Annotated in this window: 15 protein-coding genes; 8 read left to right on the forward strand and 7 right to left on the reverse strand. The window is 66.1% G+C overall.

The features are described 5' to 3' along the window. Nucleotides 1–49: 49 nt before the first annotated feature. From hyi to H7A76_RS23300, 7 genes are all read left to right on the forward strand, one after another. Nucleotides 50–832 (forward strand): hydroxypyruvate isomerase, encoded by a 783-nt coding sequence (hyi, locus tag H7A76_RS23270; protein WP_185700682.1) that lies wholly within the window; start codon nucleotides 50–52, stop codon nucleotides 830–832. 100 nt (nucleotides 833–932) lie between these two features. Further along, nucleotides 933–1,826 (forward strand): 2-hydroxy-3-oxopropionate reductase, encoded by an 894-nt coding sequence (locus H7A76_RS23275; protein ID WP_022643085.1) that lies wholly within the window; start codon nucleotides 933–935, stop codon nucleotides 1,824–1,826. A 141-nt stretch (nucleotides 1,827–1,967) separates the two neighbouring features. Then, a complete protein-coding gene (locus tag H7A76_RS23280) occupies nucleotides 1,968–3,248 on the forward strand; it encodes a glycerate kinase (RefSeq protein WP_185700683.1) in 1,281 nt (426 codons plus the stop codon). Continuing rightward, complete coding sequence (pyk, locus tag H7A76_RS23285; protein ID WP_185700684.1) at nucleotides 3,238–4,653, forward strand: pyruvate kinase; 1,416 nt, start codon at nucleotides 3,238–3,240, stop codon at nucleotides 4,651–4,653. The genes H7A76_RS23280 and pyk overlap by 11 nt, the downstream gene beginning before the upstream one ends. A gap of 107 nt (nucleotides 4,654–4,760) precedes the next feature. After that, nucleotides 4,761–5,678 carry an urea transporter gene (locus tag H7A76_RS23290; RefSeq protein ID WP_185700685.1) on the forward strand — a complete coding sequence of 306 codons (918 nt, stop codon included), beginning with the start codon at nucleotides 4,761–4,763 and terminating at the stop codon, nucleotides 5,676–5,678. 21 nt (nucleotides 5,679–5,699) lie between these two features. Beyond that, nucleotides 5,700–6,524 (forward strand): ion transporter, encoded by an 825-nt coding sequence (locus H7A76_RS23295; protein ID WP_022643080.1) that lies wholly within the window; start codon nucleotides 5,700–5,702, stop codon nucleotides 6,522–6,524. A 91-nt stretch (nucleotides 6,525–6,615) separates the two neighbouring features. Then, a complete protein-coding gene (locus tag H7A76_RS23300; protein ID WP_068578499.1) occupies nucleotides 6,616–7,617 on the forward strand; it encodes a sulfate ABC transporter substrate-binding protein in 1,002 nt (333 codons plus the stop codon). Between the two features lie 63 nt (nucleotides 7,618–7,680). On the opposite strand, the gene H7A76_RS23305 is transcribed toward H7A76_RS23300, so the two are convergent. The 5 genes from H7A76_RS23305 to H7A76_RS23320 all read right to left on the reverse strand — a co-directional run bounded on the left by H7A76_RS23305 (nucleotide 7,681) and on the right by H7A76_RS23320 (nucleotide 11,683). After that, a complete protein-coding gene (locus H7A76_RS23305; protein WP_185700686.1) occupies nucleotides 7,681–8,130 on the reverse strand; it encodes a RidA family protein in 450 nt (149 codons plus the stop codon). 147 nt (nucleotides 8,131–8,277) lie between these two features. Then, nucleotides 8,278–8,898: a hypothetical protein gene (locus tag H7A76_RS23310; protein ID WP_185700687.1), complete on the reverse strand. Its 621-nt coding sequence runs from the start codon at nucleotides 8,896–8,898 to the stop codon at nucleotides 8,278–8,280. A 175-nt stretch (nucleotides 8,899–9,073) separates the two neighbouring features. Beyond that, nucleotides 9,074–9,451 carry a hypothetical protein gene (locus H7A76_RS32220; RefSeq protein ID WP_221775352.1) on the reverse strand — a complete coding sequence of 126 codons (378 nt, stop codon included), beginning with the start codon at nucleotides 9,449–9,451 and terminating at the stop codon, nucleotides 9,074–9,076. Continuing rightward, the gene (locus H7A76_RS23315) at nucleotides 9,448–10,410 is read right to left on the reverse strand and encodes an MFS transporter (RefSeq protein WP_221775353.1); all 963 of its coding nucleotides are present in this window, start codon (nucleotides 10,408–10,410) and stop codon (nucleotides 9,448–9,450) included. The genes H7A76_RS32220 and H7A76_RS23315 overlap by 4 nt, the downstream gene beginning before the upstream one ends. Before the next feature lie 85 nt (nucleotides 10,411–10,495). Next, on the reverse strand, nucleotides 10,496–11,683 hold the full coding sequence (locus H7A76_RS23320) for a M20 aminoacylase family protein (protein WP_185700688.1): 1,188 nt from the start codon (nucleotides 11,681–11,683) through the stop codon (nucleotides 10,496–10,498). A gap of 175 nt (nucleotides 11,684–11,858) precedes the next feature. Here H7A76_RS23320 and H7A76_RS23325 point away from each other — a divergent pair, with 175 nt between their 5' ends. Further along, complete coding sequence (locus tag H7A76_RS23325) at nucleotides 11,859–12,770, forward strand: LysR family transcriptional regulator (protein ID WP_185700689.1); 912 nt, start codon at nucleotides 11,859–11,861, stop codon at nucleotides 12,768–12,770. 106 nt (nucleotides 12,771–12,876) lie between these two features. On the opposite strand, the gene H7A76_RS23330 is transcribed toward H7A76_RS23325, so the two are convergent. Together H7A76_RS23330 and H7A76_RS23335 are read right to left on the reverse strand one after the other, a co-directional pair. Then, nucleotides 12,877–13,944 (reverse strand): hypothetical protein, encoded by a 1,068-nt coding sequence (locus H7A76_RS23330; RefSeq protein ID WP_260498063.1) that lies wholly within the window; start codon nucleotides 13,942–13,944, stop codon nucleotides 12,877–12,879. A gap of 111 nt (nucleotides 13,945–14,055) precedes the next feature. Next, nucleotides 14,056–14,469 (reverse strand): hypothetical protein, encoded by a 414-nt coding sequence (locus H7A76_RS23335; protein ID WP_185700690.1) that lies wholly within the window; start codon nucleotides 14,467–14,469, stop codon nucleotides 14,056–14,058. Nucleotides 14,470–14,471 lie beyond the last annotated feature (2 nt).

Consider the following 14,471-nt stretch of genomic DNA (forward strand, 5'->3'; position numbering starts at 1 on the left):
CCTACTGCCCCGGCGACTACAGGACTTGATAGATCCACAGGAGACCACCATGCCGCGTTTTGCCGCCAACCTGTCCATGCTGTTCACCGAGCAGGATTTCCTCGCTCGCTTCAAGGCCGCCGCCGATGCCGGCTTCAGCGGGGTCGAGTACCTGTTTCCCTATGAGTTCAGTTCGGCCGAGATCAAGGCCCAGCTCGACGCCCACGGCCTGACCCAGGTGCTGTTCAACCTGCCGGCCGGCGACTGGGCCAAGGGCGAGCGCGGCATCGCCTGCCTGCCCGACCGGGTCGCGGAGTTCCGCGCCGGGGTCGACCTGGCCATCGCCTATGCCCAGGTCCTGGGCAACACCCAGGTCAACTGCCTGGCCGGCATCCGCCCCCAAGGCGTGGATGAGGCCCTGGTGCAAAAGACTTTCGTCGACAACCTCAAGTACGCCGCCGACAAGCTCCAGGCCGTGGGCATCAAGCTGGTGATGGAAGCCATCAACACCCGCGACATTCCCGGCTTCTACCTGAACAACACCGCCCAGGCGCTGTCGATCCGCGAACAGGTCGGCAGTGCCAACCTGTTCCTGCAGTACGACATCTATCACATGCAGGTCATGGAAGGAGACCTGGCCCGGACCCTGGCCAACCACCTGGAGCAGATCAACCACGTGCAGCTGGCGGACAACCCCGGGCGCAACGAACCGGGCACCGGCGAGATCAACTACCGCTTCCTCTTCGAGCACCTGGAGCGCATCGGCTACCAGGGCTGGGTCGGCTGCGAGTACAAGCCGCTGACCACCACCGAAGCGGGCCTGGGCTGGCTCAAGAGCCACAACGCCATCTGATCGGCCATCGCGTCATCGTTCATCGAGGGCCAGGCTGCCCGCGAGATGGATGCCTTGGCACCCCGCAACCTGATAGAGCAATAAAAAGAGGATTTTCCCCATGGCTAAAATCGGATTCATCGGCACCGGCATCATGGGCCACCCCATGGCCGCCAACCTGCAGAAGGCCGGCCACAGCCTGCTGCTCTCGGAACACCACGGCAAGGCCCCGGCCGACCTGATCGCCGCCGGCGCCGTGGCCCTGGCCTCCCCCAAGGACGTGGCCCAGGAAGCCGAGTTCGTGATCATCATGGTGCCCGACACCCCGCAGGTCGAAGACGTGCTGCTGCGCGCCGACGGCGTGGCCGCCGGGATCGGCAAGGGCAAGATCGTCATCGACATGAGTTCGATCTCGCCCACCGCGACCAAGGCCTTCGCCGCCAAGATCAACGAAAAAGGCGCGCAATACCTGGACGCCCCGGTGTCCGGCGGTGAAGTCGGGGCCAAGGCCGCGACCCTGAGCATCATGGTCGGCGGCGACAGCCAGGCCTTCGAACGCGCCCTGCCGCTGTTCCAGAGCATGGGCAAGAACATCACCCTGGTCGGCGGCAATGGCGACGGCCAGACCGCCAAGGTGGCCAACCAGATCATCGTCGCCCTGAACATCCAGGCCGTGGCCGAAGCGCTGCTGTTCGCCGCGAAGAACGGCGCCGACCCGGCCAAGGTGCGCGAAGCGCTGATGGGCGGCTTCGCCTCCTCACGCATCCTGGAAGTGCATGGCGAACGCATGATCAAGGGCACCTTCGACCCGGGTTTCCGTATCAACCTGCACCAGAAGGACCTCAACCTGGCCCTCAGCGGCGCCCGCGAGCTGGGCATCAACCTGCCCAACACCGCCAACGCCCAGCAGGTGTTCAGCACCTGCAACGCCATCGGTGGTGGCAACTGGGACCACTCGGCCCTGATCAAGGGCCTGGAGCACATGGCCAACTTCTCGATCCGCGACAAGCAGTAAGCCGTATTCGTAGTCGCCGCCCCGGGCTGTGCCGAGGTCCGCGGGAAACGCATCGCTGCGGGCCATGGACGGGCCCCGCCGACCCTGGCGCCGCCCCCGGCGGCGACTACGTCCCCCATAACAAGAATCCGGGAGCCCGCCATGCCGGCCGATCCGCAACAATTGCTGCGTGAGCTGTTCGCCACAGCCATCGACGCCGCCCATCCGCAACATGTCCTCGAAGCCCACCTGCCCAGCGACCGCAGCGGCCGGGTCATCGTCATCGGCGCCGGCAAGGCCGCCGCGGCCATGGCCCAGGTGGTCGAACGCAGTTGGCAGGGCGAAGTCCGCGGGCTGGTGGTGACCCGCTACGGCCACGGCGCCCCTTGTCACAAGATCGAAGTGGTCGAGGCCGCCCATCCGGTGCCCGATGCCGCCGGCCTGGACGTGGCCCGCCGCGTGCTAGAGATGGTCAGCGACCTGACGGAACAGGACCGGGTGATTTTCCTGCTGTCCGGCGGTGGCTCGGCGCTGCTGGCCCTGCCCGCCGCCGGCGTCACCCTGGCCGACAAGCAGGCGCTGAACAAGGCGCTGCTCAAGTCCGGCGCCACCATCGGCGAGATGAATTGCGTACGCAAGCATCTCTCGGCGATCAAGGGCGGGCGCCTGGCCAAGGCCTGCTGGCCGGCCACAGTGCACACCTACGCGATTTCCGATGTTCCCGGCGATTTGGCGACGGTCATCGCCTCCGGGCCCACGGTGGCCGATCCCAGCACGTCGGCCCAGGCCCTGGCGATTCTCCAGCGCTACGCCATCGAGGTACCGCCGGCGGTGCGCGCCTGGCTGCAGAGCCCCGAGTCGGAAACCGTCAAGCCCGGCGACCCGTGCCTGGCCCGCAGTCATTTCCAGCTGATCGCCCGGCCCCAGCAATCCCTGGAGGCCGCCGCGGTCAAGGCGCGCCAAGCCGGTTTCAGCCCGTTGATCCTCGGCGACCTGGAGGGCGAGTCCCGCGAGGTGGCCAAGGTCCACGCCGGGATTGCCCGCCAGGTGGCCCTGCATGGCCACCCCCTGGCCGCGCCCTGCGTGATCCTGTCCGGCGGCGAGACCACGGTCACAGTCCGCGGCAACGGCCGTGGCGGACGCAATGCCGAATTCCTGCTGAGCCTGACCGACAGCCTCAAGGGCCATCCCGGCATCTACGCCCTGGCTGGGGACACCGACGGCATCGACGGCTCCGAGGACAACGCCGGGGCCATCATGACCCCGGACAGCTTCGCCCGTGCCACGGCCCTGGGCCTGAACGCCAGCGACGAGCTGGACAACAACAATGGCTACGGCTACTTCGCGGCCCTGGACAGCCTGATCGTCACCGAGCCGACCCGCACCAATGTCAACGACTTCCGCGCCATCCTGATTCTCGAGACCACCCAACATGACGCCTGACAAGAAGGTCAAGATCCTCGCCACCCTGGGCCCGGCCACCGACGGTATCGAGGATATCCGTGAGCTGGTGCAAGCCGGGGTGAACATCTTCCGCCTCAACTTCAGCCACGGCAGCCATGCCGACCACGCCCAGCGCCACGCCTGGATCCGCCAGGTGGAAAGCGAGCTGAACCAACCCCTGGGGATTCTCATGGACCTGCAGGGGCCGAAGCTGCGGGTCGGCACCTTCAGCGCCGGCAAGGTCCAGTTGATACGCGGCCAGGCGCTGCGCCTGGACCTGGACCCGACCCCGGGCGATGCCCGGCGGGTCAACCTGCCCCATCCGGAAATCATCGCCGCGCTGGAGCCCGGCATGGACCTGCTGCTGGATGACGGCAAGCTGCGCCTGCGGGTCGACGCCCGGCATGCCGAGGCCATCGACACCACGGTGCTGGCCGGTGGCGAGCTGTCGGATCGCAAGGGCGTCAACGTGCCCCAGGCGGTGCTGGAGCTGAGCCCGCTGACCGCCAAGGACCGCCGCGACCTGAGCTTCGGCCTGGAACTGGGGGTGGACTGGGTGGCGCTGTCGTTCGTGCAGCGCGCGCAGGATATTCGCGAAGCCCGGGAACTGATCGGCAACCAGGCCTTGTTGATGGCCAAGATCGAGAAACCCTCGGCGGTGGCGCAACTGCGGGACATCGCCGAGCTCAGCGACGCGATCATGGTGGCCCGGGGCGACCTGGGGGTCGAGGTGCCGGCCGAAGCCGTGCCGCAGATCCAGAAGGACATCATCGCCACCTGCCGCCAGCTGGGCCGGCCGGTGGTGGTGGCCACGCAGATGCTGGAGTCCATGCGCTTCTCCCCGGCGCCCACCCGGGCCGAAGTCACCGATGTCGCCAATGCCGTGGCCGAAGGCACCGACGCGGTGATGCTCTCGGCGGAAACCGCCTCCGGCGAATACCCGCTGGAGGCCGTGCAGATGATGAGCAAGATCATCCGCCAGGTGGAAACCGGGCCGGACTACCAAACCCAACTGGACGTCAACCGGCCCCAGGCCGAAGCCACGGTGTCCGATGCCATCAGCTGCGCGATCCGGCGTATCTGCAGCATCCTGCCGGTGGCGGTACTGGTGAACTACAGCGAGTCCGGCAGCTCGACCCTGCGCGCCGCCCGGGAACGGCCGTCGGTGCCGATCCTCAACCTGACCCCCAACCTGCAGGCCGCGCGCCGCCTGTCCCTGGCCTGGGGCGTGCACTCGGTGGTCAACGACCGCCTGCGCCAGGTCGACGAAGTCTGCAGTACGGCCCTGGAGATCGCCCAGGCCCAGGGCCTGGCGCAGCGTGGGAACACGGTGGTGATCACCGCCGGTGTGCCGTTCGGCCAGCCGGGGACGACTAACTCCTTGCGTGTCGAAACCCTTCTCTGACCTGCCCCACTGCCGGTGCTGCGGCCCCGGTCCATCCAGAACTCTCCAGAGAGGGAGCCGGATGGACCGGACGCAGCCAACAGCGGCCGCACTGACCGATATCCATCATGCCGTCACAGTCGTTCAACGCTTTCTGCCCCGATTGGGCCACTGCCCTGCTCAATGGCTTCAGCCAGATCTTTCTCCAGCGCGACCCGCTGTGCGGCCTGCTGTGCCTGCTGGCGATCCTGGCCTGCGCCCCGGCGCTGCTCGGTGGCGCCCTGCTCGGCGCCCTGGCCGGGCTGCTGACGGCCCAGCAACGGGGCTACGCCAAGGCCGACCGGCAAGCCGGGCTGTTCAGCTACAACGGCGTGTTGCTCGGGCTGCTGCTGAGCCTGTACCTGCCCTGGACGATCTTGCTGCCGCCCTTGATCATCGCCGCCGGCGGCCTGAGCGCGATCCTCACCCAGCAGTGGCTCAAGCGCGCCCGGCAACCCGCCCGGCTGCCGGCCTATACCGCGCCCTTCGTCGGCCTCGGCTGGCTCCTGGCCGGCCTGTTCACGCCGCTGGCCGCCAACCCGGCGCCCACCGGACTATCGCCCATGGGGCTGCTGGGCGGCCTGTTCCAGGGCCTGGGCCAGGTGATGTTCCTCGGCGACTGGCTGGCGGGGCTGCTGGTCTTCGCCGGCCTGCTGCTGGCCAACCGCCGGGCGGCGATCTGGGCCCTGGGCGGCTCGGGGTTCGGCCTGGGCGTAGCGGCGATGCTGCAGGAGCCCGGCCAGGCGCTCTCGGGACTGGCCGGCTACAACTGCGCGCTGGTGGCCCTGGCGCTGGGGCAGATCGGCCTGCGCCCCTGGTGGCCGCTGCTGGGCATGGTCCTGGCGCTGCTGATCACCCCCGGCATCGCCGCGATAGGCTTGCCCCCACTCACCGGCCCCTTCGTCCTCGCCTGCTGGCTGGTGCTGGCCTGCAACCGGGTGTTGGGCCGCACCCCGCGCCGCGACGCGCCTTGCGCTAGCGCAACGAATCCACCTAGGCTTCGCTGATCTTCGATTCAGGCGATTTCCATGGGTAACAGCGACAACTGGCGGCAACGCCTCTACGTGATGATCTTCCAGACCGACACCGTGGCTGGAAGACGCTTCGATACCACCCTGCTGCTGATCATCCTCGCCAGCCTGGTGATCGTGATCCTCGACAGCATCGACCAGGTGCACCGCGACTACGCCAACGTCCTGGCGTACATCGAATGGGGCTTCACCCTGATCTTCGCCATCGAGTACGGGCTGCGCCTGTACTGCTCGCCCAAGCCGCTGCGCTATGCCTTCAGCTTCTACGGCCTGGTGGACCTGCTGGCGATCGTCCCCGGGATCCTCGCCCTGTACTACAGCGACGCCCAGTACCTGTTGATCATCCGCATCATCCGCATGCTGCGGATCTTTCGCGTGCTCAAGCTGGCGCCCTACCTCAAGCAGGCCCACTACCTGCTCGATGCCCTGCGCGGCAGCAAGCAGAAGATCCTGGTGTTCCTGCTCAGCGTCTGCACCCTGGTCACGGTGTTCGGCACCCTGATGTACGTGGTCGAAGGTCCGGAGCACGGCTTCACCAGCATTCCCAAGGGCATCTACTGGGCCATCGTCACCCTCACCACCGTGGGCTACGGCGATATCGTGCCCAAGACGGTGATCGGCCAGGTGATCTCGTCCATGGTGATGATCACCGGTTACTCGATCATCGCCGTGCCCACCGGGATCTTCACCGCCGAGCTGGCCAGCGCCATGCGCGGCGAGCAGCAGAAGCACGACTGCCCGGTGTGCCGCAAGAACAGCCACGAGCCGGCCGCCGCCTTCTGCTCACGTTGCGGCAATGCGCTGTTCAAGAAAATGGAATAAGCAAAGTCCCTTTCAATCTTTAAAGAGATATAGCGCCCCGGCTATAGTCGGCGGCAAATTGCCTTCACTCTCGAATAAAAGGAAATGTGCAGTGAAAAAACTCTTCAGCGCTTCGCTCCTGGCCGCCGGCCTGGCCCTGGCTGGCGCCGCCCAGGCCGCACCGACCCTGCTCAACGTTTCCTACGACGTGATGCGCGACTTCTACAAGGACTACAACGCCGCCTTCCAGAAACACTGGAAGGCCGAGCACAACGAGAACATTACCCTGCAGATGTCCTTCGGCGGCTCCAGCAAGCAAGCGCGCTCGGTGATCGACGGCCTGCCGGCGGATGTCATCACCATGAACATGGCCACCGACATCAACGCCCTGGCGGACAACGGCAAGCTGGTCCCGGACAACTGGGTCACCCGCCTGCCGGACAACAGCGCCCCCTTCACCTCGGCCACGGTGTTCATCGTGCGCAAGGGCAACCCCAAGGCATTGAAGGACTGGCCGGACCTGCTCAAGGACGGCGTGCAGGTGATCGTGCCCAACCCCAAGACCTCGGGTAACGGTCGCTACACCTACCTCTCGGCCTGGGGCTACGTGCTCAAGAACGGCGGCGACGAGAACAAGGCCAAGGACTTCGTCGGCAAGCTGTTCAAGCAGGCGCCGGTGCTGGACACCGGTGGCCGCGCCGCCACCACGACCTTCATGACCAACCAGATCGGCGACGTGTTGGTGACCTTCGAGAACGAGGCGGAAATGATCGCCCGCGAATTCGGCCGCGATCAGTTCGAGGTGATCTACCCGAGCGTCTCCGCCGAAGCCGAGCCTCCGGTGTCGGTAGTGGACAAGGTGGTGGAGAAGAAAGGCACCCGTGCCGCCGCCGAGGAATACCTGAAGTACCTGTGGTCGCCGGAAGGCCAGGAGATCGCCGCCAACAACTACCTGCGCCCACGGGATCCGAAGGTGCTGGCCAAGTTCACCGACCGCTTCCCGAAAGTCGACTTCCTCTCGGTGGAGAAGACCTTCGGCGACTGGCGCAGCGTACAGAAGACCCACTTCAACGATGGCGGGATCTTCGACCAGATCTACACCAACGCCAAGTGACCCCTCGCGGGTGAATGAAAAAAGCGACCCTGGCGGTCGCTTTTTTCATGCCTGATGGCGAGTTCAGAGTGCCCGTGCCGGATTGAACAACGCCGCCGTGGCCACCTGATGCTGCTCCTCCAGCACCGCCTCGGCCTCGACTTCGATCAGCCACTCGGGCAGCGACAGGCCGCTGACGATGATCCACGAAGACGCCGGCGGCTGGCTGGCAAAGCGCTCCAGCAGCACCGCGCTGATGTGTTCCTGCTGGTCGCGGGCGGCTTCGGCGATGTAGATCCGCAGCATCACCACATCCGCCAGCGTTCCACCGGCCTCGGCCAACACCCGCTGGATATTGTCGAAGGCCTGCTCGGTCTGCTCCCGCAGGCCCGTGCCCACGGTGCGTTCATGTTCATCCACCCCCACCTGGCCGGACAGCAGCAGGCGCCGCCCGCCCCGCACCTCCACGGCCTGGCTGAAGCCGTATTGCAGCGAATTGAACACACTGGCTGGATTGAACGTCGACTTTTCCATAAGGCACTCCCGGCGCATTGAACGACCGGAAACCGTAAACCAAGGCTTTGGCGACTTCCACTGCAACCCGCGTGCTGCAACATTTGGCAATGCAAGCCTGGGCACCGCAGAGCCGGAGCGGGATCTTCCACGCCGCAGACAACGGCCTTACATGGGCGGAGCCACCCCGTCCTTGCCGGCGGAAATCGATTGCGCGATCAGTTTGCCGTCGGCGCCCTGGATGACGAACATCACCACCTTGACCCCGGCCTTGAGCAAGCTGCGATCCCCCGGCACCAGGTTGACGATGGGCACGTCGTCCGGCACCAGGATCTTCTGCTGGCCGCCCTTGTAGTTGACGGTCAGGGTCCGGCCATTGCTCACCACCAGGTCGCCGACGCTGCCATTGGTCATGCTGCTGCCCCGGGCCAGGTCGAAAGGCCGGTGGCCGTCACCGGTGCCGGCCATCTGCGGCGCGAACACATGCACTTCCAGGGCCTTGAGGGTGCCATCGGCCATGGGCATGGCCGCCGAGCCGATGTAGCTGCCCGGCTTGATGTCCTCGATGTTGGCCAGGGTCACGGCGCGGACCTGGGTCTGCGGCGTCAACTCGATGCTGACGTTCTCCCCGCTATTGGCATGCACCCGCAGCACATCGCCGCTAACACCGGTGATCTCCCCCCGCACGCCAATGCGCATGCCGGGCGCCTCCTGGGCCAGGGCACTGCCGAGCAGGGCCATCAGGGCGAAGCATTGGATAACGCACAACACAGGCAGAGATGGTTTCATGGCAACAAGGTCCTCGGCAGAGCGAAGCGGTACAGGACCGAGCCAGCAGCCGGCCCGGAAAGACCACCAGCCTGCTACCAGGCGTGAGCCAAGTAAATGCCTGGCCGGCGCCTGGGTGGAATGGCGGCCAGGCACGTCCCGCTTTTGCCGTTGCTCGAGATGCCTCGCCCCGGGCTCAGCTGGCGTCGATGTCTTCACCGGTTCGATCGCGAACCCACACCAGCACCAGGGTGGACAAGGCGACCGTCCCCATCATGTACCAGGCCGGGGCCAGGGGTTGTTCGGTCACCTGCAACAACCAGGTCACGAAGAATTGGGCGAAACCGCCGAACACCGAGACGCCGATGCCGTAGGCCGCAGCCATGCCGCAGGTGCGTACGGACTTGGGGAACATTTCCGGCAGCATGGTGATCCCCGGCACGGTCTGCAGCGTCAGCAGCACCGATAACAAACCGATGATCAGCAACAGGCTGGCCAGGCTGGGAGCGGCGATCAACCACTGGAAGCACGGGACGATCGCCACCAGGGTCCACAGCCGCGAATGGAAGATCACCCGCTTGCGCCCCAGCGATCGGCCAGCCAGCCCACCAGCGGCGACAAGAGGAAGCACACGGCTCCCACCACCACGCTGGCCAGCAGGCTGGAGGTGGTGGGCAAGCCCAGCACCCGGGCGGCATAGGCCGGCATGTAGAACGCGATGATCTGGGTCGAGACCATCGCGCCCAGCATCAGCAGCACGCTCTTGCCCAGGGTGGCCTTGTGCTGGCCGAACAATTCGCGCAACGGGCTGCTGCGGGCGGCCCGCTCCATGGCCTGCCGGCTATGGGCGCTGGATACGCCGGCCACGAGCGTGTCTTCCAGGTGCCGGCGAATGTACCAACCCACCGGGGCGGTGAGCATGCCGATGAAGAACGGGATGCGCCAACCCCATCCAGCCATCGCCGCCTGGCCCAGGCCAGCCACCAGGGCGGCGACCATGATCGCGCCGAGGAAAATCCCCAGGGATTGGCTGCCGAACTGCCAGCTGGCATAGAAGCCTCGCTGCGATGCCGGGGCATGCTCGACCAGCAAGGTGGTCGCCGCCCCCACCTCGCCCCCGGCGGCGAACCCCTGGATCAGCCGCGCCAGGACCATCACCAGCGGCGCGGCCATGCCGATCTGGGCATAGGTCGGGGTCAGGGCCATCATCGCGCAACCCAGGCCCATGAGGAGCAACGTCAGGGTCAACGCCGAACGCCGGCCGAAACGATCGGAATAGGAACCGATCAGCAGCGCACCCACCGGACGCATCAGGAACCCCACGCCGAAGGTGGCGGTGGTCAAGAGCAATTGGCCGTAGGAGGAAGCCGAGGGAAAGAACAACGGGCCGATGAACAGCATCAGGAAGCTGAACACCGTGAAGTCGAAGAATTCCAGGGCGTTGCCGATAGTGGTACCGACAATCACCCGGCGGCGGGATACGCGAAGACCAGGCGCCACCAGCGGCGCATAGGACTGCTGAACAATGCTCATGACGTTCTCCTGGGCACAAGGCAATAGACACTCACCACCGGCCAGCCCGGGCAGGCCCGGCCGGATCACGGTCAACGGCTACGGATCAGTCGTCCGGCCCCAGGAAGGTGCTCACCAGCTTCACCCAGTAGGTGGCGCCATAGGGCAGGCTGGCATCGTTGAAGTCATAACCGGGGTTGTGCAGCAGGCAACCGCCTTCGCTGCCCTCGCCGTTGCCCATGACCAGGTAGCTGCCGGGGCAGGCCTGCAACATGAAGGAGAAATCCTCGCTGCAGGTCATCGGCTGCATATCGGCCACCAAGCCCTCGTCGCCCAGCCAATCCTGGACCACCCCACGGGCCAGCGCGGTTTCGCGCGGATGGTTGTACAGCACCGGAAAGGCATTGGGGCTGACCAGCACTTCGGCCCTGGCCCCATAGGCCCGGGCCTGGGCGTGGGCCAGTTCGTCGATACGCCTGAGCAGCAGGTCGCGGGTGGCGTTCTTCAAGGCCCGGACCGTCACGGCCAGTTCGACACTGGCGGGTACCACCGACGAACTGCTGCCGCCGTGGATCGCTCCGACCCCGACGACGCCCATGTCCAGCGGTGGTACGTTGCGTGCCACCACCGTCTGCAAGGCCATGACCAGTGAAGCGGCGGTGACTACCGGGTCCACGGTGTCGTGGGGCATGGCGCCATGCCCACCACGACCATGGATGCGGATAGTGACGGTATCGGCCGACGCCATGAACGGCCCGGCCAGGAAGCCGAAGCGCCCCACCGGCAGGCCCGGCCAGTTGTGCATGGCGAATACCGCATCACAGGGGAACAGCTGGAACAGGCCGTCCTCGATCATCTTGCGCGCCCCCACATGCCCCTCTTCGGCGGGCTGGAAAATCAGGCGCACAGTGCCATCGAAGTCGATATCCCGAGCCAGGCACTGGCCGGCGGCGAGCAGCATCGCCGTATGCCCGTCGTGGCCACAGGCGTGCATCTTGCCCTCGTGGCGGCTGGCATAAGGCAGGCCGCTGGTCTCCAGGATCGGCAACGCGTCCATGTCCGCCCGCAGGCCGATGACCCGAGCACTGCGGCCCTTGCGCAGCGAGCCGACCACCCCGGTGCCGGCCAATCCCTGGTGGACTTCGTAGCCCCACTCGCGCAGCTTGGCGGCTACCAGGCGGCTGGTTTCGAATTCTTCGTAGCTCAGTTCGGGGTGGGCATGCAGGTGTTGGCGCAGGGCAGTCATGGCGGGGGTCAACGCCTGTACTTCAGGCAGGATCGCTTGGTTCGGCATGGGTTACTCCTCAGCGATGTCGTACGGCCCGATCGTCGGCTGAGACGCTGTCAGGCTCTTGTAGGAAGTCGCCAGCGCGCCAGGGCGGACCCCGTCGCTACGGCACGCCGACTATCGCCCCAGGTCCTGGCAAAAATAAAATAATATGTTCCGATCTGGCTCCTCGGAATTTCTTATGAAGATCAGCCTGCGCCACCTGCGATATGCCCTGGCGGTCACTCGCCACACCAACATCACCCAGGCCGCCGAGCACTTGAGCGTGTCCCAGCCGGCGATTTCGGCGGCGATCGGCGAACTGGAGAGCCACTTGGGGCAGTTGCTGTTCATCCGCCAACGTGGGCAAGGCATGAGCCTCACTCCCTTCGGCCGCTTGGCGATGGACAAGGCCCGGCAGATCCTGGCCGGCGTAGATGAACTGGAACACCTGGCGGACAGCGGTCATTCACTGTCCGGCGAACTGATGCTGGCGTGCTTCGAAGACCTGGCCCCCTACTGCCTGCCGCAGCTGCTGCGCGGCCTGCGACAGCGCCATCCAGGGATCAAGGTGAGCATTCGCGAGTGCGGGTTCGACCAGATCGGCAAGCAGTTGGGCAACGGCAGCCTGGACGCCGCGCTGAGTTACGACCTGGGCCTGCCGGATGGCGTGCAGACCACCGTGCTATGCGAACTGGCGGCCCATGCCTTGTTGCCGGCCGGGCATCCCCTGGCGGCCCAGCAAGCGGTCAGCCTGGGCCAGCTGTGCAAGCACCCCTTGGTCCTGACCGGGCAGGCCTACAGTAGGCAGCACTTCCTGGACCTGTTGCGTTTCCATGGGCTGCAGCCCCGGAGCCTGACCAAGACCCAATCCTTCGAACTGCAACGCGGGCTGGTGGCCAACGGCCTGGGCGTGGGCTTGGCCTATACCCGGCCATTTGGCGATCACAGCTACGACGGCCAACCGTTGGCGGTGCGCCCCATCAGCGAAGCCTTGCCGTTGCAGCGTATCGTCCTGGCGCAGTTGCAGAGCCATAGCGACTCGCAGCTGGTCAACGCCTTGCGGGAACAGGCGGTGCAATGGTTCGGCCAAAGCCCGGTGTTCGGCTGGTAACCCGGGCTTTGGCATGGCCCAGGCTCAGATCCGCTCGCGGATCAGCACCTCGATGTTCGCCGCCGCGCCCCAGCGGCGAACCAGCGCGAGCAGTTGCGGATCGGTTTCACCCACCAGGTAGAGGGTGTCGATGACCTGGGTGGCCGCCCACTCGACGAACTCGCTGCCATCGAAGTCGGCCGGGCTGGCGAGGTGGAATTCGTTCTCGTAGAAGCCGGCGCTCACCGCCACCGGGGTGTCCTGGGGGCCGGCCGCCATGATGAAATCGCAGGCCAGGTGCACCACGCCCCAACCCGCCACCCGCCACCCGCCAATTGCCCAGCGCCTCGTCGAGCCGGGCCCGGGCGCCCCGGGCAAAGCCCAGGCCGTCGAGCACCACCCGGCGGTTGACGATCAGCCACAGCTTGCGCCGCTTCGGCACCTTGAGCCGTACTTCGCCGGTGACCTTCGAGGCCCGCAGGGCCAGGGCGAACACCAGCAGCAAGGGGGCGAAGTAGCTATAGATTTTTTCGGCCCGGCTGGTTTCGGTCAGCGCGCGCAGGCGATCGACCTCCTTGCCCTGGCGCTGCTGTTCGGCGAAGTCTTCGGCCAGGCGCTCCAGCCACTGGCCAACCACGGCCGAGGAGTACTCGCCGCGCAGATCCCCCAGGGCCTGCTGCACCTGGGTCACCGCCAGTATCGACAAACGACCATCGTCCATGCGCGGCAAGCTGGCAAAACGCTCGCACAGGTTGAGCACCTGGGCGGCGTCCTGGGGTTCAAGGCGCTGGGGCGCCGACTTGCACAGTTCGGGGGCCAGCAGGTCGTCGATGTCCGCCATTACCCGCCGCTGCAATCCGGCCTGGGCGCCCTGCGCCAGGCGATAGTCGCTCTGGAACCAATCCACCCGCACCACCTGGGTGGCACTGATCAGGGCCAGGGACGCCAGCGTCAGCCAGCCGTAGTCCACCTTCTTCCAACCCACCTCGGTCAGCGGGAATACCGAGATGAAGGTCCAGCAACAGAAGTAATAGAAAAACGCGAAGACCACCAGCAAGGACAATGGCTGCACCGACAGGTAGATCAGTTCCGGCACTTCGGCCGGGCCCGATCCGTAGAGCAGCAACAGCACGCTGCTTAGCGCCAGCCAGAACAGCATCGGCAGGAAATAGGGTTTGTTCAGGGATTTTTTCATCGGTCGCTCAACGGCAGCGGCTCAGGAACACCTCGCTGTATCGGCCAAGGTCCACGAGGCTTAAGCATGTGCGACAAAGGCCCTGGGATGGGCCTTGGCGAGGGTAGGGCTTTACTGGAACTGGCGGCCGAGCCCGGCGGGCACGCCATGGATATCGGTGTCTTCCCAGGGGCCGTCGGGGCTGATGGAGCGGCTCCAGCCGTTGTTCCAACGATAGTAGGTGCGCTGGCGATAAAAGGTGTTGTCCTGGTTGTCCAGCACGTAGACCCCCAGTCGAGGGTCCCAGTGGCTGTGCCCGCCCGGAGGCGGAGCGAAGCTGGCCGAGGTGCGTGGCAAGGCCTTGGTTGCAGGCGCTGGCGCATGGGGCGTGGCAGGCTTGCCGGAGGGCGCCGTGGACGGAGCCGGGCGGGTGCTCGGCCCCGCAGGCGGGATGGGCTCGGAACTGCTGGGTAGCGGCCGCTGGACCGTACAAGCGCTCAACCCCAGGACCAGGGATAACAGGGTGATGCGAGCGATGGCGGTCATGG

The organism is Pseudomonas sp. MSSRFD41, assembly GCF_014230245.1.
In the GTDB taxonomy this organism is placed as follows: Bacteria; Pseudomonadota; Gammaproteobacteria; order Pseudomonadales; family Pseudomonadaceae; genus Aquipseudomonas; species Aquipseudomonas piscis.

What these genes read in the sequence shown, in the direction of transcription:
- hyi (WP_185700682.1), top strand. Translation starts at nt 50, where the DNA reads ATGCCGCGTTTTGCCGCCAACCTGTCCATGCTGTTCACCGAGCAGGAT.
- H7A76_RS23275 (WP_022643085.1), top strand. Translation starts at nt 933, where the DNA reads ATGGCTAAAATCGGATTCATCGGCACCGGCATCATGGGCCACCCCATG.
- H7A76_RS23280 (WP_185700683.1), top strand. Translation starts at nt 1,968, where the DNA reads ATGCCGGCCGATCCGCAACAATTGCTGCGTGAGCTGTTCGCCACAGCC.
- pyk (WP_185700684.1), top strand. Translation starts at nt 3,238, where the DNA reads ATGACGCCTGACAAGAAGGTCAAGATCCTCGCCACCCTGGGCCCGGCC.
- H7A76_RS23290 (WP_185700685.1), top strand. Translation starts at nt 4,761, where the DNA reads ATGCCGTCACAGTCGTTCAACGCTTTCTGCCCCGATTGGGCCACTGCC.
- H7A76_RS23295 (WP_022643080.1), top strand. Translation starts at nt 5,700, where the DNA reads ATGGGTAACAGCGACAACTGGCGGCAACGCCTCTACGTGATGATCTTC.
- H7A76_RS23305 (WP_185700686.1), bottom strand. Translation starts at nt 8,130, where the DNA reads ATGGAAAAGTCGACGTTCAATCCAGCCAGTGTGTTCAATTCGCTGCAA.
- H7A76_RS23310 (WP_185700687.1), bottom strand. Translation starts at nt 8,898, where the DNA reads ATGAAACCATCTCTGCCTGTGTTGTGCGTTATCCAATGCTTCGCCCTG.
- H7A76_RS23315 (WP_221775353.1), bottom strand. Translation starts at nt 10,410, where the DNA reads ATGAGCATTGTTCAGCAGTCCTATGCGCCGCTGGTGGCGCCTGGTCTT.
- H7A76_RS23320 (WP_185700688.1), bottom strand. Translation starts at nt 11,683, where the DNA reads ATGCCGAACCAAGCGATCCTGCCTGAAGTACAGGCGTTGACCCCCGCC.
- H7A76_RS23325 (WP_185700689.1), top strand. Translation starts at nt 11,859, where the DNA reads ATGAAGATCAGCCTGCGCCACCTGCGATATGCCCTGGCGGTCACTCGC.
- H7A76_RS23330 (WP_260498063.1), bottom strand. Translation starts at nt 13,944, where the DNA reads ATGAAAAAATCCCTGAACAAACCCTATTTCCTGCCGATGCTGTTCTGG.
- H7A76_RS23335 (WP_185700690.1), bottom strand. Translation starts at nt 14,469, where the DNA reads ATGACCGCCATCGCTCGCATCACCCTGTTATCCCTGGTCCTGGGGTTG.